20 protein-coding genes are annotated in these 21408 nt (G+C 67.3%); 9 read left to right on the forward strand and 11 right to left on the reverse strand.

Annotated elements, in window-relative coordinates; all coding sequences use genetic code 11:
* Nucleotides 1–45 precede the first annotated feature (45 nt).
* Both ACH5N8_RS01665 and ACH5N8_RS01670 read right to left on the reverse strand, forming a co-directional pair.
* Complete coding sequence (locus ACH5N8_RS01665) at nt 46–1290, reverse strand: ABC transporter ATP-binding protein (protein ID WP_483282250.1); 1245 nt, start codon at nt 1288–1290, stop codon at nt 46–48.
* Complete coding sequence (locus tag ACH5N8_RS01670; protein ID WP_483282251.1) at nt 1290–2117, reverse strand: ABC transporter permease; 828 nt, start codon at nt 2115–2117, stop codon at nt 1290–1292. Before ACH5N8_RS01670 ends, ACH5N8_RS01665 begins: the two co-directional genes overlap by 1 nt.
* Before the next feature lie 369 nt (nt 2118–2486).
* On the opposite strand from ACH5N8_RS01670, the gene ACH5N8_RS01675 reads away from it, so the two are divergent.
* Genes ACH5N8_RS01675 through ACH5N8_RS01685 form a run of 3 tightly spaced genes read left to right on the forward strand, consistent with a single transcriptional unit; the run spans nt 2487 to nt 4618 of the window.
* On the forward strand, nt 2487–3785 hold the full coding sequence (locus ACH5N8_RS01675; protein ID WP_483282252.1) for a hemolysin family protein: 1299 nt from the start codon (nt 2487–2489) through the stop codon (nt 3783–3785).
* A gap of 59 nt (nt 3786–3844) precedes the next feature.
* Complete coding sequence (locus tag ACH5N8_RS01680; protein WP_460027038.1) at nt 3845–4174, forward strand: STAS domain-containing protein; 330 nt, start codon at nt 3845–3847, stop codon at nt 4172–4174.
* A 15-nt stretch (nt 4175–4189) separates the two neighbouring features.
* Nucleotides 4190–4618 (forward strand): ATP-binding protein, encoded by a 429-nt coding sequence (locus ACH5N8_RS01685; protein ID WP_460027039.1) that lies wholly within the window; start codon nt 4190–4192, stop codon nt 4616–4618.
* 10 nt (nt 4619–4628) lie between these two features.
* On the opposite strand, the gene ACH5N8_RS01690 is transcribed toward ACH5N8_RS01685, so the two are convergent.
* Nucleotides 4629–5267: a DUF938 domain-containing protein gene (locus ACH5N8_RS01690; RefSeq protein ID WP_483282253.1), complete on the reverse strand. Its 639-nt coding sequence runs from the start codon at nt 5265–5267 to the stop codon at nt 4629–4631.
* A 113-nt stretch (nt 5268–5380) separates the two neighbouring features.
* Here ACH5N8_RS01690 and prlC point away from each other — a divergent pair, with 113 nt between their 5' ends.
* The 3 genes from prlC to speD all read left to right on the forward strand — a co-directional run bounded on the left by prlC (nt 5381) and on the right by speD (nt 8869).
* Nucleotides 5381–7426 (forward strand): oligopeptidase A, encoded by a 2046-nt coding sequence (gene prlC, locus ACH5N8_RS01695; RefSeq protein ID WP_483282254.1) that lies wholly within the window; start codon nt 5381–5383, stop codon nt 7424–7426.
* Nucleotides 7427–7544: 118 nt separating this feature from the next.
* The gene (locus ACH5N8_RS01700) at nt 7545–7967 is read left to right on the forward strand and encodes an OsmC family protein (RefSeq protein ID WP_460027042.1); all 423 of its coding nucleotides are present in this window, start codon (nt 7545–7547) and stop codon (nt 7965–7967) included.
* A 104-nt stretch (nt 7968–8071) separates the two neighbouring features.
* On the forward strand, nt 8072–8869 hold the full coding sequence (gene speD / locus ACH5N8_RS01705; protein WP_460027086.1) for an adenosylmethionine decarboxylase: 798 nt from the start codon (nt 8072–8074) through the stop codon (nt 8867–8869).
* Between the two features lie 74 nt (nt 8870–8943).
* Here speD and ACH5N8_RS01710 read toward each other — a convergent pair whose 3' ends face one another.
* The 7 genes from ACH5N8_RS01710 to ACH5N8_RS01740 form a co-directional block, all read right to left on the reverse strand.
* Nucleotides 8944–9474 (reverse strand): ester cyclase, encoded by a 531-nt coding sequence (locus ACH5N8_RS01710; protein ID WP_483282255.1) that lies wholly within the window; start codon nt 9472–9474, stop codon nt 8944–8946.
* 90 nt (nt 9475–9564) lie between these two features.
* A complete protein-coding gene (locus tag ACH5N8_RS01715) occupies nt 9565–10803 on the reverse strand; it encodes a (Fe-S)-binding protein (RefSeq protein WP_483282256.1) in 1239 nt (412 codons plus the stop codon).
* Between the two features lie 41 nt (nt 10804–10844).
* Complete coding sequence (gene purH / locus ACH5N8_RS01720) at nt 10845–12407, reverse strand: bifunctional phosphoribosylaminoimidazolecarboxamide formyltransferase/IMP cyclohydrolase (protein WP_483282257.1); 1563 nt, start codon at nt 12405–12407, stop codon at nt 10845–10847.
* A 36-nt stretch (nt 12408–12443) separates the two neighbouring features.
* The gene (locus ACH5N8_RS01725) at nt 12444–12734 is read right to left on the reverse strand and encodes a helix-turn-helix domain-containing protein (protein ID WP_483282258.1); all 291 of its coding nucleotides are present in this window, start codon (nt 12732–12734) and stop codon (nt 12444–12446) included.
* Nucleotides 12731–13711, reverse strand: coding sequence for a tRNA dihydrouridine synthase DusB (gene dusB / locus ACH5N8_RS01730; protein WP_483282259.1), 981 nt, complete (start codon nt 13709–13711; stop codon nt 12731–12733). Before dusB ends, ACH5N8_RS01725 begins: the two co-directional genes overlap by 4 nt.
* 85 nt (nt 13712–13796) lie before the next feature.
* A complete protein-coding gene (locus ACH5N8_RS01735) occupies nt 13797–14846 on the reverse strand; it encodes a glycosyltransferase family 9 protein (RefSeq protein WP_483282260.1) in 1050 nt (349 codons plus the stop codon).
* 13 nt (nt 14847–14859) lie between these two features.
* Nucleotides 14860–15543, reverse strand: coding sequence for a sulfotransferase family 2 domain-containing protein (locus ACH5N8_RS01740; protein ID WP_483282261.1), 684 nt, complete (start codon nt 15541–15543; stop codon nt 14860–14862).
* A gap of 168 nt (nt 15544–15711) precedes the next feature.
* Between ACH5N8_RS01740 and clpB the strand changes: the two genes are divergently transcribed.
* Together clpB and ACH5N8_RS01750 are read left to right on the forward strand one after the other, a co-directional pair.
* The gene (gene clpB / locus ACH5N8_RS01745) at nt 15712–18297 is read left to right on the forward strand and encodes an ATP-dependent chaperone ClpB (protein WP_483282262.1); all 2586 of its coding nucleotides are present in this window, start codon (nt 15712–15714) and stop codon (nt 18295–18297) included.
* Nucleotides 18298–18654: 357 nt separating this feature from the next.
* Nucleotides 18655–20016 (forward strand): sigma-54-dependent transcriptional regulator, encoded by a 1362-nt coding sequence (locus tag ACH5N8_RS01750; RefSeq protein WP_483282263.1) that lies wholly within the window; start codon nt 18655–18657, stop codon nt 20014–20016.
* An 18-nt stretch (nt 20017–20034) separates the two neighbouring features.
* On the opposite strand, the gene ACH5N8_RS01755 is transcribed toward ACH5N8_RS01750, so the two are convergent.
* Entirely contained in the window at nt 20035–20511 is a 477-nt protein-coding gene (locus tag ACH5N8_RS01755) for an MEKHLA domain-containing protein (RefSeq protein WP_483282264.1), read from the reverse strand.
* 116 nt (nt 20512–20627) lie between these two features.
* On the opposite strand from ACH5N8_RS01755, the gene ACH5N8_RS01760 reads away from it, so the two are divergent.
* Complete coding sequence (locus ACH5N8_RS01760; protein WP_483282265.1) at nt 20628–21407, forward strand: fused MFS/spermidine synthase; 780 nt, start codon at nt 20628–20630, stop codon at nt 21405–21407.
* Nucleotide 21408: the final 1 nt, after the last annotated feature.

The following is a 21408-nucleotide window of genomic DNA, read 5'->3' on the forward strand; positions in this document are numbered from 1 at the left end:
GTCGATGCGGGCGGCGATGGAAGGGACGTCATGCCGGATATCCGGTCAGGCGGTTGTTGCCTCGATCTCGATGGGGCAGAAGCAGCCGAAGCGGTCCTTTCCGCGGGTCAGAAAGGGGGTGAGCAAGGGATCCTCGATCTCGTCGGTTACCAGTTCGAGAGCGATCACCTGCTCCTGCGTGAAGAGGACCTCCGCGCGGTGCCGGATGGTCAGCGAGATCAGATAGGTTCCGGGGATCAGGCGGTGGTCGGCGATCTTCAACAGGAGGCCGTGGACGCCCGGGGAGAGGCTGGGCAGCACCGCGCGGGCGGTGACGATGCGGGCGCCGATGCTGTTGATGATGGGCAGGACGATCTCCGTTTCCCCGAGATGCCGATCCGTCGCGAGTTCTAGGCGCAGGCGAAGCGGCTTGTTGAAACCCACCTCCATGCGGGTTTGCTCGAAAGCCAGACTGGCAATCTGGAACCAGGGTACCCGCGCCGCCAGGTTGCGTGCCTGGGACGCCTCCTCGTTGAGGCGCAGATAGCCCCTGACCCCGGATTCGCTGTCCCCGTCCTGGATGATCCTGCCAGCCTGCAACAGCAGGATCCGGTCGGTAAATTGCAGGACCGCACTCATGTTGTGGCTGACGAACAGCACCGTCCGTCCGGTATTGCCGATCTCCTGGAGCTTGCCCAGGCATTTTTTCTGGAATCTGACGTCGCCCACGGCCAGCACCTCATCGACGATGAGGATTTCCGGCTCCAGGTGGGCGGCCACGGCGAAGCCGAGTCGCACGTACATGCCCGATGAATAATGCTTGACAGGCGTGTCCAGGAACTTTTCGACCTCGGCGAAGGCGACGATGTCGTCGAAGCGCGCGCGAATCTCGGCCTTCGTCATGCCGAGGATGGCGCCGTTGAAATAGATGTTCTCGCGTCCGGTCAGCTCGGGGTGGAAGCCGGTGCCTACCTCGAGCAGGCTCGCTACCCGTCCGCGGATGCGGATCTCGCCGCGGGTCGGCTCGATGATGCGCGAGAGGATCTTCAGCAGCGTCGACTTGCCGGCGCCGTTGCGGCCGATGATGCCGACCTTCTCGCCGCTGCGGATCGAGAAGCCGATATCCTGCAAGGCCCAGAATTCCTCGATGGCTTCGCCCGCCGCGGGTGCCGGCCGGCGCAGCAGGGCGCGCGAGGCCCGGTTGAGGCCGGTGGCCACGGCATCGCGGAAGGTGCTGTAGTTCTCGCCGCTGCCAAGGTGGCGCAGGGCGAACTTTTTCGCGAGCCCCTCGACCTGGATGACCTGCGACATCAGAGCAACTCCGCCAGGTTGCGCTCCACCCGCCGGAAATACAGGAGTCCGGTCGACAGCAGCAGCAGCCCCATGACCAGGGCCATGCCCATATGGCGCGTCAGGCCATCGGGCGCGAGTCCCAGCAGCGACCAGCGGAAGCCCTCGATCACGCCGACCATCGGATTCAGCGCGAAGAGATCGCGCCAGGCGTCCGGCACGACGCTGCTGGAAAAGCCGACCGGCGAAAGGTAGAGCCCCAGCTGCACCATGAATGGCGTCAGGTAGCGAAAATCCTTGTACTGCGCGGTCAGGGCGCAGATCCACAGGCCCGCGCCCAGGGCGACCAGGAACACCAGCGCCATGCAGCCCGGCAAGGCCAGCAGGCGCCAGTCGGGCAGCCGCTGGTACCACGCGAACAGGGCGACGAGCACCGCCAGGGCGCAGATCAGGTCGGCGAGACTCACCATGATGGCGCTGGCCGGGACGATCAGGCGGGGGAAATAGACCTTGGTGATGATGGTTTCCTTGTTGCTGAGGCTGTTGCCGGCGTCGGCAAAGGCGGAGGCGAAGAACTGCCAGGGCAGCATGGCGGCGAACACCAGCAGCGGGTAGGGCACGCCATCGGACGGCAGCCGCGCCACGCGGCTGAACACCAGCGTGAAGACCAGCATGGTCAGCAGCGGTCGCAGCACCGCCCAGGCCACGCCGATGCTCATGCGCTTGTAGCGCAGCAGGATGTCGCGCCAGGCCATGAACCAGAACAGCTCGCGATAGCGCCAGATGTCGCGCCAGTAGTTGCCGACGATGCGATTCGGCGTGATGAGGATTTCTTGGTGAGCGGACATCGTCAGCGGGGCGGGGGCTGGTGATTCACGGGCAAACGTCGGATGCGGGATTGCGGGCCTATCGTGCGCCAGGCGCGGGTTCGCTTGTCCAGGGGCCGGGAGCGACGGCGTTGGCGGACGGCGCAAGGTTCACTGGAGCAACCCGCCGGCCGGGTCATGCACGGCGAAACCCCCTGTCCATGGCGCCGCCCGCGGCAGGCTCGTCCACGGGCGGCTGGCGGACCGGGACAATCGCCGGTCCGCCCTCGGCAAGCCCCGGTGAAAGGCGAATCATGGTAAGGGGATCGCGGCAAGGCGGCAAGGGATGCCTTTTTGCACTCCACCCGGGGATTCGCTAACCTAGCCGCCCGCCGATCATTTACGCCTTGAATGGACGTTCTCTTATTGACAGGCCTGTTCATCCTCAACGGCCTGTTTGCGATGTCAGAAATCGCGATTCTCTCCGCCCGCAAAATTCGCCTCCAGCAAGCGGTCGACGAAGGGGTTACCCGGGCCCGGGCGGCCCTGGAACTGGCCAATGCACCGAGTCATTTCCTCTCCACCATCCAGGTCGGCATCACGCTGATCGGCATCATGAGCGGCGCGCTGGGCGAAGCGGCGCTGTCCGGCCGGCTCGACACCTACTTGCGGCAGTTCCCGCTGCTCGCCCCCTACAGCGAGGGGCTGGCGCTGGCCATCGTGGTGGTCGGCATTACCTATTTTTCCCTCATCATCGGCGAGCTGGTGCCGAAACGCCTGGCCCTCCTGAAACCCGAGAAGATCGCCATGATCATGGCGGGGCCGATGCGCGGACTGTCCCTGCTGGCCTATCCGCTGGTGAAGGTGCTGAGCTGGTCCACCGACGGTGTGCTGTGGCTGCTGCGCGCGCAGAAGTCGGAGGAGCCCCTGGTGTCGGAAAAGGAGATCCGGCTGATGATCGACCAGGGCATGGAGGCCGGCGTCTTTCACAAGGGCGAAAAGGAGCTGGTGTCGAATGTCATGCGCCTGGACGCCCTCAAGGTCGGCGCCATCATGACCCCGCGCATGGACATGTACTACCTGGACGTGGCCAACCCCATCGAGGAAAACCGCCGCCGGCTGATCGAGAGCCCGCATTCCATCATCCCGGTCTGCCGCAACGGTCTCGACAACGTGCTGGGCGTGATCGAGGCGAAGGACCTGCTGCGGCGCGCCCTGTCCGGCGAGGCGCTGAAGCTGACGGCGGCGGTGCGACCGGCCAACTACATCCCCAAGTCCCTGAGTTCGGTGCAGCTGCTGGAGGAATTCAAGCGCTCCAAGATCGCCCTGGCCCTGGTGGTCGACGAGTATGGCGAGGTGGCGGGCCTGGCGACGCTCAAGGACGTGATGGAGGCCATCGTCGGCGATATCCCCTCGGACGAGGCCGGGGACGATGAGCCCGAGGCGATCCGGCGCGATGACGGCAGCTGGCTGCTGGATGGCACCCTGACCATCGAGAAGTTCAAGCAGCTGTTCTCGCTGGAAGCGATGCCGGACGAGGCCGGTGGTGGTTACAACACCGTGGGCGGATTCGTCATGATGCAGCTGGGCCATGTACCGCGCGCCAGCGACCATTTCGACTGGAGCGGTCTGACCTTCGAGGTGGTCGACATGGACCGCAACCGGGTCGACAAGATTCTGGTATCGTCACGCCCCAAGGCCGAGGGTTAGACCGCCCCGGCGATCGGCGGCGGTCGGGGCCGCCGCAAACGCATGATGTGGGGAGGACCATGAATATCACGACGGAGACCCGCGACGGTCGTACCATCGTCTCGCTGCGGGAAGAGCGCCTGGATGCGCAGAACTCGGGGGAACTGCGGGATTACATCCTCGGGCTCCTGGAGGCCGGCGGCCAGCGCCTGATCGTGGATCTCTCCGGCGTCAGTTTCATCGACAGTTCCGGCCTGGGCGCCCTGCTGTCGGGTTACAAGAATGCCAATCTGCGCTCGGGTTCCTTCGCCCTGGCGGGCCTGCAGCCACGGGTCCAGTCGATGTTCGAGCTGACCCGCCTGCATCGGGTGTTCGAAATCTTTCCCACGGTCGAGGCCGCGCTGGTTTAGGCTCGGGGGGCCGGCATGAACGACAGAGATGATATCCACGTCGATATCGTGGTGCCCAACAAGAAGCGCTATCTGAGCCTCATCGGCAATATCGCCGAGGAGGTGGCCCGCGCGCTGGATCACTATGGCGGCGACCGCGAGGCGCTGGCCTACCATCTCAACCTGGTGCTGACCGAGGCCATGGTCAACGCCATCGAGCACTCCACGCCGGTGGATTCCGACCATACCGTCCGGGTCTGCATCTTCATCGAGGAAGACGACCTCTGCATCCGGGTCTACGACCACGGCCAGGGTTTCGACCTCGACCTCATCCCCTCCCCGGACCTGGACATCCTCAGCGAGCGGGGCCGCGGGATCTTCCTGATCCGGACCCTGATGGACAACGTCAGCTACAGCAAGACCGCGTCCGGCAACGTGCTGGAGATGCACAAGGCGCTGGCCTGAGCGCCCGCCTTCATGCGGCCGGGGATGCCGGCGCGAACACCGCGATCAGATTGTTGGCGGGCATGGGCACGACCTCGATGAGGACCAGCCCCGCTTCCCGGGCGGCTGCCGCCACCGTTTCCAGGTTCCGCACGCCCCATGCCGGATTCCGCGCCCGAAGGCTGTGGTCGAAAGCCGCGTTGCCGGGGGCCGTATGCTCGCCGTGGCGCCGGAAGGGACCATACAGCACCAGCCGGCCTGCCGCCGGCAGCAAGCGGCCGGCGCCGGCCAGAAGCCCCAGGCAGGCCGACCAGGGCGCGATGTGGATCAGGTTGATGCAGACGATGGCCGTGATGGCGGGCCGTGTGCCTGCCAGCCGCTGTGGCCAGCCCGGGTCGGTGGCATCCAGCGTTATCGGCGGCAGCAGGTTGTCCGCGGGGTGCCGTGCCAGCCAGGCCGCGATGCTGGCCAGCGCCGCTGGCGCGGTGTCCGAGGGCTGCCAGTGGCGGGGGTGCAGGCGGGGCGCAAAGTGGATGGCATGCTGGCCGGTACCGCTCGCGATTTCCAGGACGGTTCCGGCAGGCGGCAGCACGCGGTGCAGTACGGCCAGGATGGGGTCGCGGTTGCGTTCGGTGGCCGGGGCGTGCCGGCGGGCGGAGTCGTCGTGCATGGCGGTGGTGTCCGGTTTCCATCCGGTACCCGGCGCAGCGGGCTGGACGAACATTTTGCGTGACCTTGCGGTCGTATGATGCTGTTTTTTGACCTTCTCAAGGAATTTCGACGATGAACAATCCGTTGCTGGAAGACCATACCCTGCCGCCTTTCTCCCGGATCAAGCCGGAACACGTCATGCCCGCCATGCGCCAGCTCATCGACGATAGCCGGCGCCTGATCGAGGAACGGCTGGTGGCCGCCGGCCCGTTCACCTGGGACAACCTGGTCGAGCCGCTGGAGGACATCGACGACCGCATCAACCGGGCCTGGTCGCCGGTCGGGCACCTCAACGCGGTGGCCAACAGCGAGGCCCTGCGGGAAGCCTACAACACCTGCCTGCCGCTGCTCAGCGAGTACGCGACCGAGGTTGGCCAGAACGATCGGCTCTACGCCGCCTACCGCAGCATCGCCGACAGTCCGGCCTTCGCCGGGCTGGATCAGGCCCAGCGCAGGATCGTCGAGAACGCCCTCAGGGATTTCCGCCTGTCCGGAGTGGACCTGCCGCCGGCGCAGAAGCAGCGCTTCAAGGACATCGCCCAGGAGCTGTCGCGGCTCGGCAGCCAGTTCCAGGATCATGTGCTGGACGCCACGCAGGGCTGGTCGAAACACATCGAGGACGAATCCCTGCTGGCCGGTCTGCCGGATTCGGCGCGCGCCATGGCGGCCCAGGCCGCGGCTGCCAAGGGGCTGCCGGGCTGGCTGTTCACGCTCGAGTTTCCGTCCTACATCGCCATCATGACCTATGCCGACAACCGCGAGCTGCGCCGCGAGTGCTACACCGCCTATGCGACCCGCGCTTCCGACCAGGGGCCCGACGCCGGCCGGTGGGACAACACCGAGGTCATGGAACGCCTGTTGGCGCTGCGGCACGAGGAAGCCCAACTGCTCGGCTTCCGCAATTTCGCCGAACTGTCCCTGGCCACCAAGATGGCACCCTCCACCGATGCCGTCGTGCGCTTCCTGGAGGATCTCGCCGACCGCTCGTTGCCGCCCGCCCGCCGCGATCTGGCCGAGCTGAAGGCGTTCGCGGAGCAGGCGCTGGAGATCGATACGCCGGGCGCTTGGGACTGGACCTATGCCTCGGAGAAGCTGCGCCAGTGCAAGTACGATCTGTCCGAGGAAGAGGTCCGCGCCTATTTTCCGGCGCACCGGGCCGTGTCGGGACTGTTCGCCGTGGTGGAACGGCTCTATGGCGTCACCATCCAGGAAAGGACCGGCGTCGACACCTGGCATCCCGATGTCCGCTACTACGAGATCCGCGATCCGTCCGGCGACCTGCGCGGCGGATTCTATCTCGATCTCTATGCCCGCCCGCACAAGCGCGGTGGCGCCTGGATGGACGAGTGCGTCACCCGCCGCCGGCGCGGCGGGCATGTGCAGCATCCGGTGGCCTACCTGACCTGCAATTTCACGCCGCCGACCGGCGATGCGCCGGCCCTGCTGCGGCATGACGAGGTGCAGACCCTGTTCCACGAGTTCGGCCACGGATTGCAGCACATGCTGACGCGGGTCGATCACCTGGGGGTCTCCGGCATCCATGGCGTCGAATGGGATGCGGTCGAACTGCCCAGCCAGTTCATGGAGAACTTCTGCTGGGAGCCGGAGGCCCTGGCGCTGATCTCCGGCCATCATGAGACCGGCGAGCCCCTGCCGCAGGCGCTGCTGGACAAGATGATCGCCGCCCGCAACTTCCAGTCCGGCATGCAGATGGTCCGGCAGCTGGAATTTGCCCTGTTCGATTTCCGCATGCACCGCGATTACGATCCGGCGCGGGGCGGGCGCGTCTACCCGATCCTCGAGGAGGTGCGCCAGCGCGTTGCCGTGGTCACCCCGCCGCCGTTCAACCGCTTCCCCCACAGTTTCTCGCACATCTTCGGCGGTGGTTATGCGGCCGGCTACTACAGCTACAAATGGGCCGAGGTCCTGTCCAGCGATGCCTTCTCGCTGTTCGAGGAGCGCGGCATCTTCGACCCGGAGGTCGGCCGCGCCTTCCTGGAGAACATTCTCGAAAAGGGGGGCAGCGCGGGCGCCATGGACTTGTTCGTGGCGTTCCGCGGGCGCGAGCCCCGGGTCGATGCGCTGCTTCGCCACAGCGGTCTTGCCGAGGCCGCCTGAACACGCCCGCCGGGGTGCCCTGTGCCGCTGACCGGGCGCCCCGGGCCTGGAAAAAATCCTTAAAGCCGACATGCGCTTGTGCTAAATTACGCGGCTGTTTTTTGCAGGGGGTGCCCCGATGAAAGCGCGCGTCAAGTGGGTTGAAAATGCCATGTTCCTCGGCGAGTCCGGCAGCGGGCATGCCGTGGTCATGGATGGCCCGCCGGAGTCCGGTGGCCGGAACCTCGGCCTGCGGCCGATGGAGATGCTGCTGATCGGCATGGGCGGCTGCGCATCCTTCGATGTCGTCCACATCCTCCGCAAGGGCCGCCACGACATCCGTGCCTGCGAGGCCCTGCTCGAGGCCGAGCGCGCGGAGACCGACCCCAAGGTTTTCACCCGTATCCATCTGCATTTCGTGGTTGCCGGCAGGGGGTTGAGCGAGGCCGCCGTCGAACGCGCCGTCAAGCTGTCCGCCGAGAAGTACTGCTCCGCTTCGATCATGCTCGGCAAGACCGCGACGGTCACGCACAGTTTCGCGCTCGTCGAGGCCGATGCCTGAGTCCGCCGCGACCGGGCCAGCCTTGCGCCACCGGCTTGTTCCTGGCGTTTCATCCCTGCCCGCGCAGGGTTCACTCATGACGGGGTATCGTTAATTCGATGGACATCGACAAACTTCAGCTGCACGGTTTCAACAACCTGACCAAGTCGCTGAGCTTCAACATCTACGACATCTGCTACGCCAAGACCGAGTTGCAGCAGCGCCGCTACATCGAGTACATCGACGAGATGTACAACGCCAAGCGGCTGACCCAGATACTGACCGACGTGAACGCCATCATCGGTGCCCAGATCCTCAACGTGGCCCGGCAGGACTATGAACCGCAGGGCGCCAGCGTCACCATGCTGATCTCCGAGGGCCACGATGCGCCGTCGCTGGTCGGCAACATGGAGGAGCCGGGTCCCCTGCCTGATTCCGTGGTTGCGCACCTCAACAAGAGCCACATCACCGTCCACACCTATCCGGAAAGCCACCCCTACGGTGGCATCAGCACGTTCCGCGCGGATATCGATGTGTCCACCTGCGGCCGCATCTCGCCCCTGAAAGCGTTGAACTACCTGATCCACAGCTTCGAGTCCGATATCGTCATCATGGACTACCGGGTGCGTGGCTTCACCCGCGACATCAGCGGCCAGAAGCATTACATCGACCATGAGATCACCTCGATCCAGAACTACATCTCCGACGTGACCGCCGAGCGCTACCAGATGATCGACGTCAACGTGTATCAGGAGAACATCTTTCATACCAAGATGATCCTGAAGGATTTCGTGCTCGACAATTACCTGTTCGACACCGACAAGGATGCCCTGACCCCGGAAGAGCGGATCGGCATCCAGCGCCAGCTCAAGCAGGAGATGGCGGAAATCTTCTATGGCCGGAACTACAAGCTGCGCCGCTGAAGCCTGTCCCGACCGCCCATGAAAAACCGGCCTTGCGCCGGTTTTTTCGTCGCTGGCGGGCGTCTGCCGTCGTTTCAGAGCTGCCGCGGCGGCAGCGTCGGGTCGAGCGCCTTGTCGGCACTTTCCGCGCCGCACACCGGCAGCCCGGTCGGGTCCAGCAGGCCGAGCTGCACCAGCACCGTGGCCTGATCCCAGTAGATGCGCTCGCTGACCAGGCGATCGCCCTCGAAGCTGACGCTGGCGACCAGCGCCACCTTGACGTGCCGGCCGGTGGGCGGAACACCCGGCAGCAGCCACGGCATGGCCAGCGTGTGGGTAAACTCGAAAACCATCTCGTCGACCAGGCGATCATGGCCGACGGTACGGCCGATCAGGGTCATCCGGGTGTCCGGCGGCATCTGCGGGATGAAGCTGTCGCCATAGAACCGGCGCAGCTCCTCCCGGCCCCGTCCGCCGGTCATCACCGGAATATGATTGACATAGGCATGCGGCACCATGGTGTCCAGCGTGGACTCGGTATTCCGGGTTTCGAATTCGTAGCCGATGTGTTGCTCCCACAGGGCGATCAGGCGCTGCTGGCGGGGCGTCAGGTTGTCCGGTGTCATGTTCTTTCTCCCAGTCTCTTGCCGATGGGCAGTTTGTTGGTCTGTTGTGACGCGGCCCACAACCACCGCGAGCTATCGCGGTGGGGCAGCCTATCCCAGCTGCCGGGCCAGCAGCGTCACCGGATGCAGGACTTCGATGTCGGCCAGGCCACGTTCACGCAAACCGGCGCGCAGGTGCATGGCGCAGCCGGGGTTGGAGGTCAGCAGCAGGGCGGGCCGGGTGGCGGCGATGGCGTCGAGTATGTCCTCGCGCAGGGCGTTGGCCATGCCGGGGTGGTCGATCAGGTAACTGCCGGCGGCGCCGCAGCAGCGGGTCTGGGCGGGGAGGGGGACGACCTTCAGCTCGGGAATGCGACCGAGCAGCGTGAGGGCATGGCGGTCGGCGCGCAGCACGTGTCGCAGGCTGCATGGCGCATGCAGGCAGACGGTGTGCGGCAGCGGCTTGACGGCCAGCCCTTCCGGCCAGGCCTGCCCGGCGAGGAACTCGCTGATGTCGAGCACACGCCGGCTGAAGGCGCGGGCAGCATCCGAGGCGTCGTCCCGGTCGTATTCGCGCAGCATGGCGCCGCAGCCACTGGCGAAGCTGACGATGGGGGGGGCATCCTGGTCGGCGGCGAAGGCATGCAGGTTCTCGCGGATGCGCTCGCTCGCGGCGGCCGGTTCGCCGGCATGCTGCTCCAGTGCCCCGCAGCAGGTCTGCCCGGCGGGAATGTCGACCGCCAGCCCGAACCGGTGCAGCACGGTCATGGCCGCCTGCACGGTGGCGCGATCGGCCAGCCCGGCCGTGCAGCCCAGGAACAGCTCGACGCGGCCACGCACCGGCCCCTGCGGCGGGCGATGGAGCCCCGGCGCCGGCAGCGGCGCCGCGTCGGTGGGCGGGAGGCCGGCGGTCATTTCCCCCGCGCCGGCCAGGCGCGCCAGGGCGGTGGTCACGCCCCGGGCCGAGCCGGACAGCAGCCGGTCGCTGATCGTGGCCAGGGGGGTGCGGGTCAGCGCCGCCCGGATGACGGCCTTTTTCAGGCGCGGCGCCAGTGCCTGCCCGCGCGCCGCCGCGCCGGTCTCGCCGCGGAAGCGGTCGACGATGCGCCCGTAGGGAACGTAGGCGGGACAGGCCGATTCGCAGGCCCGGCACAGCAGGCAGTTGTCGATGTGCTCCAGCAGGGCTGGCGTGGGCGGAAGTTCGTCCCGTGCCCAGCCCTGGATCAGGGACAGGCGCCCGCGCGGCGACTCGTTCTCGTCCTGGGTCTTGAGATAGGTCGGGCAGTGCGGCAGGCACAGGCCGCACTTGACGCAGATATCGGTTTCCGCGGCGAGCTGCGGGTCGCGCATGGGGCGGGCGTCGGCCGGGCGAGGGGCGTGCCTGGCCGGCCTCAGTGCCGGAAATGGCGCATGCCGGTGAAGACCATGGCCATGCCATGCGCGTCGGCGGCGGCGATCACTTCCTCGTCACGCACCGAGCCACCGGGCTGGATGATGGCGGCCACGCCCTCGGTGGCCGCCGAGTCGACGTTGTCCCGGAACGGGAAGAAGGCGTCCGACGCCATGACCGAGCCGGCTACCGGCAGCCCGGCGTCGGCGGCCTTGATCGCGGCGATGCGGACGGAGTAGACCCGGCTCATCTGGCCGGCGCCGACGCCGACGGTCTGGCCGTCCCTGGCGTAGACGATGGCATTGGACTTGACGAATTTCGCCACCCGCCAGGCGAACAGCAGGTCGGTGATTTCCCGCTCGCTGGGCGCGCGCCGGGTCACGACCCTGAGGTCGGTGCGCAGGATGCGGCCATTGTCGCGCGCCTGCACCAGCAACCCGCCGGTGACCCGCTTGTAGTCCCAGCCCTCGGCGGCATCGGTGTCCCAGTGGCCGGTTTCCAGCACGCGGATATTGGGTTTGCCCGCCAGAACGGGCAGGGCGGCCGCGGCGATGCGCGGTGCCAGGATCACTTCGACGAATTGCCGCTCGACGATGGCGCGGGCGGTTTCGGCATCGAGTTCGGCGTTGAAGGCGATGATGCCGCCGAAAGCCGAGGTCGCGTCGGTGGCGTAGGCACGTTCGTAGGCGGCCGTCAGCGTTGCGCCCAGGGCCACGCCGCAGGGATTGGCATGCTTGACGATGACGCAGGCGGGGCCGTCGGTGAAGGACTTGACGCACTCCAGCGCGGCATCGGCGTCGGCGATGTTGTTGTAGGACAGTTCCTTGCCCTGCAGCTGGCGGGCGCTGGCCACGCAGCCGCGCGGCGGGTGCGGCTCGACATAGAAGGCGCCCTGCTGGTGGGGGTTCTCGCCATAGCGCATGCCCTGGGCATGCCGGAAGCGCAGCACCAGCGGATCGGGGAAGCGCTCGCTGCCCTCGACCCCGCCGAGGTAGGCGGCGATGGCCGCATCGTAGGCTGCCGTGTGGCGGAAGCTCTTGATGGCCAGCCGGAAACGGGTGGCGTCGGTCAGGACGCCGTCCCGGCTGCCGAGTTCGTCCAGCACGGCCGTGTAGTCGGCCGGGTCGACCACCACGGCGACGGCGGCATGGTTCTTGGCCGCGGCCCGGATCATCGCCGGGCCGCCGATGTCGATATTCTCGATCGCATCCTCCAGTGAACAGCCGGGCCGGGCCACCGTGGCTTCGAACGGGTACAGGTTGACGACCACGAGATCGATGGAGCCGATGCCGTGCTCCGCCATGACCGCCTCGTCGGTGCCTCGCCGGCCGAGGATGCCGCCATGGATTTTCGGATGCAGGGTCTTGATGCGGCCGCCCATCATCTCCGGGAAGCCGGTATAGCGCGAGACTTCGATCGCCGCGATGCCGGCCTCCGTCAGCGCCTTGTAGGTGCCGCCGGAGGAGAGGATTTCGACGCCGAGCGACGCCAGCCCCTGGGCCAGTTCGACCAGACCGGTCTTGTCGGAAACGCTGAGCAGGGCACGGGTGACGCGAGGATTCATGGCGGTCTTGCCTGGAAGTGGAAGGGAATGGCGGAGTCAGTCGATGCCGTACAGGCTCATCTTCTTGCGCAGCGTGCTGCGGCTGACGCCCAGCACCTGGGCGGCGCGGGTCTGGTTGTGGCCGCACTGCTCCAGCACCGTGCGGATCAGCGGCTGCTCGACCTCGGCGATGACCAGATCATAGAGGTTGGTGACACCGTGACCATCCATGCGCGCGAAGTAGTCGTCCAGTGCCTGGCGGACATGGTGACTGAGGATGCCATCCTGGCCGGAGTCGGCCAGGAGCCCGTCGAGCCTGCCGTCGGCGCCATTGGGCGTGCCGCTCATGCGGCCCGGGCCTCAATCAGCTGTGCGAAGGCGTTGGTCATGACGGCCAGCTGGCCGCGCGCGGTGTGTTCGGTGTTGAAACGGGCTTTGAGATTCATGGGGCAGGCAAGATGATCCAGGTACCAGCCGACATGCTTGCGGGCGATGCGCAACCCCTGGTGTTCGCCATAGAAGGCATGGAGCTCGTGTACATGTTCGAGAATCAGGTTGCAAATCTCGGTTGTGCCCGGCGGATCGGCCGGTTGTTCCCGATTCAGTGTTCTGGCCAGGGAGGTGAACAGCCAGGGTCGGCCCAGGGCCGCGCGTCCGATCATGACGGCATCGGCGCCGGTCTGTTCCAGTACGGCCAGCGCTTTGGCCGGGCTGTCGATGTCCCCGTTGGCGATCACGGGAATCCTGACGGACCGCTTGACGTGCCGGATTGTACGGTATTCGGCAGACCCGGAAAACCCGCAGGCGCGGGTGCGGCCGTGCACGGCGAGCGCCTGGATGCCGCTGTCTTCGGCAACCTTGGCGATGCGCACGGCGTTGCGGTTGGCGGGGTCCCAGCCGGTGCGGATCTTCAGGGTGACCGGGGTGTCGACCGCCTCGACCACCGCCGCCAGGATGCGTCCCACCAGTCTTTCGTCCTGCAGCAGCGCCGAACCGGCGGCCTTGTTGCAGACCTTCTTGGCCGGGCAGCCCATGTTGATGTCGATGATCTGCGCGCCCCGGTCGACGTTGATGCGTGCCGCCTCGGCCATGTCGGCCGGTTCGTTGCCGAGGATCTGCACGGCGCGCAGGCCCGTTTCGCCGCGGTGGTCGGTGCGCAGCAGGGTCTTGCGGTCGTGCCGCAGGGCCGGGTTGGCCGAGATCATCTCGCTGACCGCCAGTGCCGCGCCATAGCGCCGGCACAGGCTGCGGAACGGTCGGTCCGTGATGCCGGCCATGGGGGCCAGGATCAGTCGGTTGGCCAGGATGTGGGGGCCGATCTGCATGGGGGCTTGGGCCGGAAAAAAGCGCGCAAGTGTAGCCAGCATCCCGCCCGCATGCAAAGCGCCGCCGGCTTGGCGGCCCGGCCGCTCAGCCCGGCCGGGCCGCCAGCACCGTGTCCGCTGCCGCCAGCACCCGATCGACCGAGTGCGCGCCCATGCAGTCGAAGCGCCCGCCGCAGCTCGGCCGGCGATGGCAGGGGGAGCAATCGCGCGGCTGGTAGAGCACGCATCCATCCGCCCGCCCGGTGTCGAGATAGGGCGAGGTGGAGCCGAACAGCGCGACGGTCGGCGTCCGCATGGCGGTGCCGAGGTGGGTGAGGCCGGTATCGACCCCGATCAGCAGCCGCGCCGATCCGATCAGCGCGGCGCATTCCGCCAGGCTGGTCCGGCCGGTCAGGTTGACTAGCGGGCCGCTGGCCCGGGCCGCGATGCCGGCGGCCCGCTCGACATCCCCGCGGCCGCCCAGCATGACCGGCGTGAGGTGCGCCGGCAGCCGCCCGGCCAGCTCCGCCCAGCGCTCGTCGAACCAGTGTTTCTGCGGGCGGGTGGTGAACGGCGCCAGCACCGCGTAGTCCCCGGCAATGCCGTTGCTGGCGCGCAGTGCGGCCGCCGAATCCCAGGCCGAATCGGGCACGGCGATGTCCGGGACGAAATGATCGGGCCGCGCGCCCAAGTGGACCGCCAGGTCGCGGTACTCCTTGCCCAGGCGCGGGTCGTCATCCAGCGTCGGCAGCGGCACCACCTCGCTCATCAGCCACTGGCTGCCCTCGCGCGAGCCCAGGCCGATCCGCTGCGGTGCGCCGCTGGCCCGGGCCCAGACCCCGCTCTTCAGCAGACCTTGCAGATCCAGCGCCAGGTCATAGCGTGCGCTCCGCAGCCGGCCGGCCATGGCGGCCATTTCCCGCGCCAGTTCGCCGAGGCGACCGGCCTGGCGCAGCGTTTTCCAGCGTCCGCGGGGCAGGGCGATGACCTGGTCCAGCCGGGGATTGTGTCGCAGCAGTTCCGTTTGCGCCGTCTCGGCGAGCCAGTCGATCCGCGCCTCGGGCCAGAGGCTGCGGAGGGCCGGTATCAGGCCCGAGGCCATGATGATGTCGCCGATCGCGCTCAGGCGGATGATGAGGATGCGCTGCGGCGACATGCGGGAGCGGCCGTCAGCTGCCCAGACTGGAGGCCAGCGGCGCGTCGAAACGGTAGCCGAAGCGCTCGATGTCGGGCCGGTAATGCCGGGCGACCAGTTCCGCCGTGGTGTCGTTGTAGTAGGCGCGATAATCGTGCTGGCGGTCCTTGGCCTTGCGCGCGTGCGGCAGGGCCGGACAGGCGATGCCGATGCGCCGGCAGGCTTCCGCAAAGTCGTCGTGCAGGAATTCGTAGCGGCCGGTGAAGTCGATCAGGTTGTTGCCGTGCAGGTCGACCAGATAATCGCTTTGCAGCTCCACCGACATGTCGGCGTGGTATTGCGGCGGCCGCTCGGGATCGAATTTCCAGCGCAGGAAGGCTTCGAAGCCGTCGATGTGGGTGATGACGTCGGGTCGTTCGCGGCGGATGTGGTGATAGGAACTGACCTGGAGATCCCAGGGGTTGCGCACGAAGGCGAACTTGAACAGTTTCTCGAACACCTCGCGCGGCAGCATCTCCTTGGCGGCGATGAGCTTGGCGTGACGGGGGAACTTGGCGCCGATCCGGTGTCCCGTCAGCGCGCTGATGCGGCTGCACAGGAATTGCGGCAGCCGATAGGGGTCGTTCCACTTGTAGCGCCACAGCGAGTCACGGATGCTGGTGCCGCCGGTCTTGGCGATATGGACGAAGAGGAAGTTGTAGCGCAGGGACAGCAGCATGGCGGACGTGACGGCTCGGCGGCGTGGAAATCGGTGCAGGATAGCAGCGATCGCCGGAGGCCGAGAAACGCGGCCCGCCGGAACAGCGCTGGCCAGACCTTGATCGCGAGCGAAACATCCCAACATCGTGGCCATCGTCAACTCAACTTCATGGGATGCTGAACCACCATGCGTATGGATAAATTGACCGGCAAGTTTCAATCGGCCCTGGCCGACGCGCAGAGTCTGGCCCTCGGCAAGGACCAGCAATTCATCGAACCCGTGCACGTCATGATCGCCCTGCTGGATCAGGACGGCGGCACCGTGCGCCCGCTGCTGACCCAGTGCGGCGTCAACGCGGCGGGCCTCAGGAGCACCCTGGGCCAGATTCTCGATCGCCTGCCCCGGGTCGAGGGCACCGGCGGCGACGTGCAGATTTCCAGCGACCTGCTCCGGCTGCTCAATCTTACCGACAAGCTGGCGCAGAAGCGTGGCGACCAGTTCATCACCAGCGAAATGTTCGTGCTGGCGGCGCTGGAGGACAAGGGTGCCGTTGGCGAGGCGCTGAAAAAGGCCGGACTCAGGTCCGAGCAACTGCTGCAGGCCATCGAGAAAGTGCGCGGCGGCCAGAAAGTGGATGACCCCAACGTCGAGGAGCAGCGCGGCGCCCTGCAGAAGTACACGATCGATCTGACTGCCCGCGCCGAGCAGGGCAAGCTGGACCCGGTGATCGGTCGCGACGACGAGATCCGCCGCACCATCCAGGTGCTGCAGCGCCGCACCAAGAACAACCCGGTGCTGATCGGCGAGCCCGGCGTCGGCAAGACCGCCATCGTCGAGGGGCTGGCGCTGCGCATCATCAACGGCGAGGTGCCCGAGGGCGTCAAGTCCAAGCGGCTGCTGGCGCTGGACATGGCCGCGCTGATCGCCGGCACCAAGTTCCGCGGCGAGTTCGAGGAGCGCATGAAGGCGCTGCTCAACGACATCGCCAAGCAGGAAGGTCAGGTCATCCTCTTCATCGACGAACTGCATACCCTGGTCGGCGCCGGCAAGGCCGACGGCGCCATGGATGCCGGCAACATGCTCAAGCCGGCGCTGGCGCGTGGCGAGTTGCACTGCATCGGTGCCACTACGCTGGACGAATATCGCCAGTACATCGAGAAGGACGCCGCGCTGGAACGCCGTTTCCAGAAGGTGCTGGTCGACGAACCCAGCGTCGAGGACACCATCGCCATCCTGCGCGGGCTGAAGGAAAAGTACGAGGTGCATCACGGCATTACCATCACCGACCCGGCCATCGTCGCGGCGGCGACCCTGTCGCACCGCTACATTACCGACCGCAACCTGCCGGACAAGGCCATCGACCTGGTTGACGAGGCCAGCAGCCGCATTCGCATGGAAATCGACTCCAAGCCCGAGGAGATGGACCGGCTCGATCGCCGCCTGATCCAGTACAAGATCGAGCGCGAGGCCCTGAAGAAGGAGACCGACGAGGCGTCCCGCCGCCGTCTCAGCGAGCTACAGGAGCGCATCGACGAGATGGAACGCGAATACGCCGAACTGGAGGAAGTCTGGAAGGCCGAGAAGGCCGCCCTGCAGGGCAACACCGCCATCAAGGAGAAGTTGGAAAAGGCTAGGCTCGACCTCGAGGCTGCCCGCCGCGCCGGTGATCTGGCGCGCATGTCGCAGCTCCAGTACGGCGAGATTCCCGAGCTGCAGAAGCAGCTGGAGGCCGCCGATGCCGCCGAGGCGCAGGAGGCGACCCTGGTGCGCAACAAGGTCACCGACGAGGAAATCGCCGAGGTCGTCTCCAAGTGGACCGGCATCCCGGTGGCCAAGATGCTGGAGGGCGAGCGCGAGAAGCTGTTGCAGATGGAGGCCGAGCTGGGCCGGCGCGTGGTCGGCCAGCAGGAAGCCATCCGCGCCGTGTCCGACGCCATCCGCCGCTCGCGGGCTGGCTTGTCCGACCCGCGCCGGCCGAACGGCTCGTTCCTGTTCCTGGGTCCCACCGGCGTCGGCAAGACCGAGCTGTGCAAGGCGCTGGCCTCGTTCCTGTTCGATACCGAGGAGGCCATGATCCGCATCGACATGTCCGAGTTCATGGAGAAGCACTCCGTGGCCCGGCTGATCGGCGCGCCGCCCGGCTACGTCGGCTACGAGGAGGGCGGCTACCTGACCGAAGCGGTGCGCCGCCGGCCCTACGCCGTGATCCTGCTGGACGAGGTCGAGAAGGCCCACCCGGACGTGTTCAACATCCTGCTGCAGGTGCTGGACGACGGCCGCCTGACCGATGGCCATGGCCGTACGGTGGATTTCCGCAACGCGGTCATCATCATGACCTCCAACCTGGGTTCCGACCGCATCCAGGAACTGGCCGGCGAGGAGAACTACGCCCTGATGAAGGAGGCCGTCATGGCCGTGGTGCGACTGCACTTCCGCCCGGAATTCATCAACCGGGTGGATGAGGTGGTGGTCTTCCATCCCTTGCAGAGGGACCAGATCCGCGCCATCTGCAAGATCCAGATCGGCTATCTGGAGCAGCGGCTGGCCGAGCGCGACATCGCGCTGGTGGTTGCCGACGCTGCCCTGGACCATCTGGGCGCGGCCGGCTTCGATCCGATCTACGGCGCCCGTCCGCTCAAGCGCGCCATCCAGCAGGAGCTGGAAAATGCCCTGGCGCAGGACATCCTGGCCGGCCGCATCGGTTCCGGTGATACCGTCACCGCCGATGCCGAGGCGGGCAGGATCGTGTTCTCGGTGACGGCGGCGGCGTGATGCCGGGCTGAGGCGGAGGCTCCGGCCGGGCAAGCCGCCGTGGTCCCGCCCCGGGCGGGAGCTGCGACCGGTCGGCCGATCGGTCGCAGCCTGACGGCGCCAGCCGGGCGGGACGGCTTTGCCGGGCCACCGGTTCGTGCTTGGGCGGTCGTGTAGAATGCCGCCCGGGTGTCGACCGCGCCGGGCCCGCGACGGTGGCGGTTGACGGCGACCGGCTGGAACTGAACTGCTTCGAGGCCACTCCCCTCGCCTTCCAGAGCCCGTGCCGGCCGGCGTTCGCGCACGCCTCAACCTGCAACACGATGGCCCGATCGCGCCCCGGGCTGCAACCGGAGATGGAATCAGGCACACGCTGTCATGGATGCACGCAATTGCCTCTTGTATGACCCTCACGCGAGCAGTGGGCAAATCCTTGCCCTGATCAACGACGCCGGTTGGCGGGTAACCCGCATCGACGCCGCGCAGCCGGCCTATCTGCATGAGACCGAGGACGGCAGGGGCGTCGGCCTGGCCGTCATCGGCGCGCGCGCGCTGGCCGATGGCTTGCCCGTCCAGCGGCTGATCGCCCAGAGCCCCTGCCGGCCCTGGGTGGCGCTGCTGGAGCCGGAGGTGACCCTGACCCAGGATCTGCTGCACCTGCTCGGCACCTATTTCGAGGACTATCAGGTCCTGCCGGTGAGTCCGGAGCGACTGGGCTTCACGCTGTACCGGGCCGGTGTTCGCCATGCCCATCCGCCCGGCGCCGGACAAGCCCGGGTGCTCTGGCCCGAGCTGATCCTGCAGGGCAGCAGTCCGCCGGCCCTGCGCTTGCAGGCCGATGTCGAGCGGGCCGCCGAGTCCGATGCCCCGGTCTGGATCGAGGGCCCCCCGGGGTCGGGCAAGGCCATGACGGCGCGCGCCATCCATCGCAGATCCTGGCGCAGTCTCGCGCCTTTCGTGCCGTTCACCTGCCTTGCCGGTGCGGCAGCGGACGACATCCGGGCCGAGCTGTTCGGTGTCGGGGAAACCCGTGCCGCCGGCGGTTCGGCCATGCGCCGGGGCCGTATCGACAGCGCCCAGGTGGGCGTGCTGTTCCTCGACGGCGTCGATGTCCTGCCGCTGGCGGTGCAGCAGGATCTCCTGCAGCTCTTGCAGAAACGCGTGTTCCGGCGCCGTGGCGGCGAGGACTTCATCCCGGTCGATGTGCGGATCATGGTGGCCTCCGGCGGCGATCTCGACCGGGCCGTTGCCGACGGGGACTTTCTGCCGGCCTTGCGGGATGAATTTGCCCGGCTGCGGATCGGCGTTCCGGGCCTCAGCGCGCGGGCCGAGGACGTCGAGAGCCTGGCGCGGGCGTCCCTGCGTCAGCAGTTTCCCGGTACGGCCTTTGCCTTTGCGCCCGCAACGCTGGCCTTGCTGCCCCGGCATGACTGGCCGGGCAACCTGCGCGAACTGATCAACCGCATCGCGCGGGCGGTCCTGGTCGCCGATGGCGCCACTCTGCTGCCTGAGCACCTGGGACTGGGCGAGGCCAGCGCCGCCCCGCCGCGCCGGCCCGGTGTCATGCGTCTGGGCGCGGCCAAGGCGCAGGCCGAGCGGGCGGTGGTCGTGTCGGCACTGGTCGAGGCCGGACACAACATCTCCCAGGCTGCGCGCCTGCTGGGGGTCTCGCGCATGACGCTGTACCGGCTGATGGACAAGCACGGCATCCGCGAGGATACCCGCACGCTTGCCGAATGACGGCCGGCGGCGCTGCCGCTACAGCCAGCGCCAGTGCCCGAAGCTGGCGGCCTGGCCGCGATAAATGCCGCGGGCATCGACGAGATTCCAGACGGTTGCCGCCTCGATGACGAAACGGCGCCCGTGCCGGCCGATGCGGATACCGCGGTAACCGTCCGAGTAGCCCCGCTCGGCGACATCCCTCAGCAAGGCGGCGCGCTCCTCGCGCCGGTCCGCCTCCGCCGACAGGCGTGACGGGCAGCGGGTCATCTCGTCCCAGGTCATGGCGAAAACACCCATTGCCGTCTGGTTGGCGTAGTTGAACAGCGGATCGGGCTGCGTGTCGTGCGACAGCAGTGCCCAGGGTGCCGTGTAGAGGTAGCGCGCGGCTTCGGCATCGCTCATCCGCGCCGGGGTCAGGTCGCGTCCGGTCCAGTGCCGGAAGCTGCGGCGGATGAGGCCGACATGCTCGGCCAGGAACTGGTTGGCTTCGGAGGGCGGTGGCGGCGCGGTCATGCGTGGCGTGGTGTGGCTCTGATGAGAGGGGGATTCTAGCCCGGGCAGGCCCCGCCGGGCAGCTTGTCGTCCGCCGCCGGGCCCGATAGCATCGGTCCGATGCCAAGGGAGACAGCATGACCAAGTATGGGGGCAGGGTACTGCACAGCCGTCGCGATGACATGGGGCTCATCGAGGTGGTGGAGACCCATGGCATCCGCTCCCTGCATTTCGGGACGCCGGCCCGGCAGAGCTGTCTCTGTCTCGCCACTCCGGAGCGGCTGGAACTGCCGTACCTGCGGGCCATGCTGATCGGCCTTGCCTTCGTCGCCACGCCGCGCCGCATTCTGCTGCTGGGCCTGGGAGGTGGCTCGCTGGCCGGCTTCCTGCTGGCCCACTGCCGGGGGGCCAGCATCGAGGCGGTCGAGTTGCGACCGGCCATGATCGAGATCGCGCGGGAGTACTTCGGCCTGCCGGAATCATCGCGGCTGCGCATTCGCATCGCCGACGCGGGCGAGTACATCAATGTCCTGGCTGCGCGGGGCGAGCGCGATTTCGACCTGATCCTGGTCGATGCCTTCGATGATCAGGGCGTGGCACCCTTTGTCATGCAGCACGACTTCTTCTCCGCTGCCGCCACCTGCCTGGCGCCGGGCGGCGTGTTCAGCGTCAACCTCTGGAGCGCCCATGCCGAATCCTTCCGTGCCGTGATGCGCCTGGTAAAGCTCTATTTTCCATGCGCCGCCCATGCCTTGCCGGTCAAGGGGCGCGGCAACGTCATCGGTGTCGGTCTCCGGTCCGGCGGCGCGCCGATCCGCTTTCGCGAGGCCCTGGCGGCGGCGCAGCGCTTGCAGCCGTCGCTGGGCATCGAGTTCACCCGGCTGCTGCAACGCCTCGCGCCGCCCTGGCCGCGCTGAG

The organism is Methyloparacoccus sp. NF-16 (assembly GCF_056880625.1).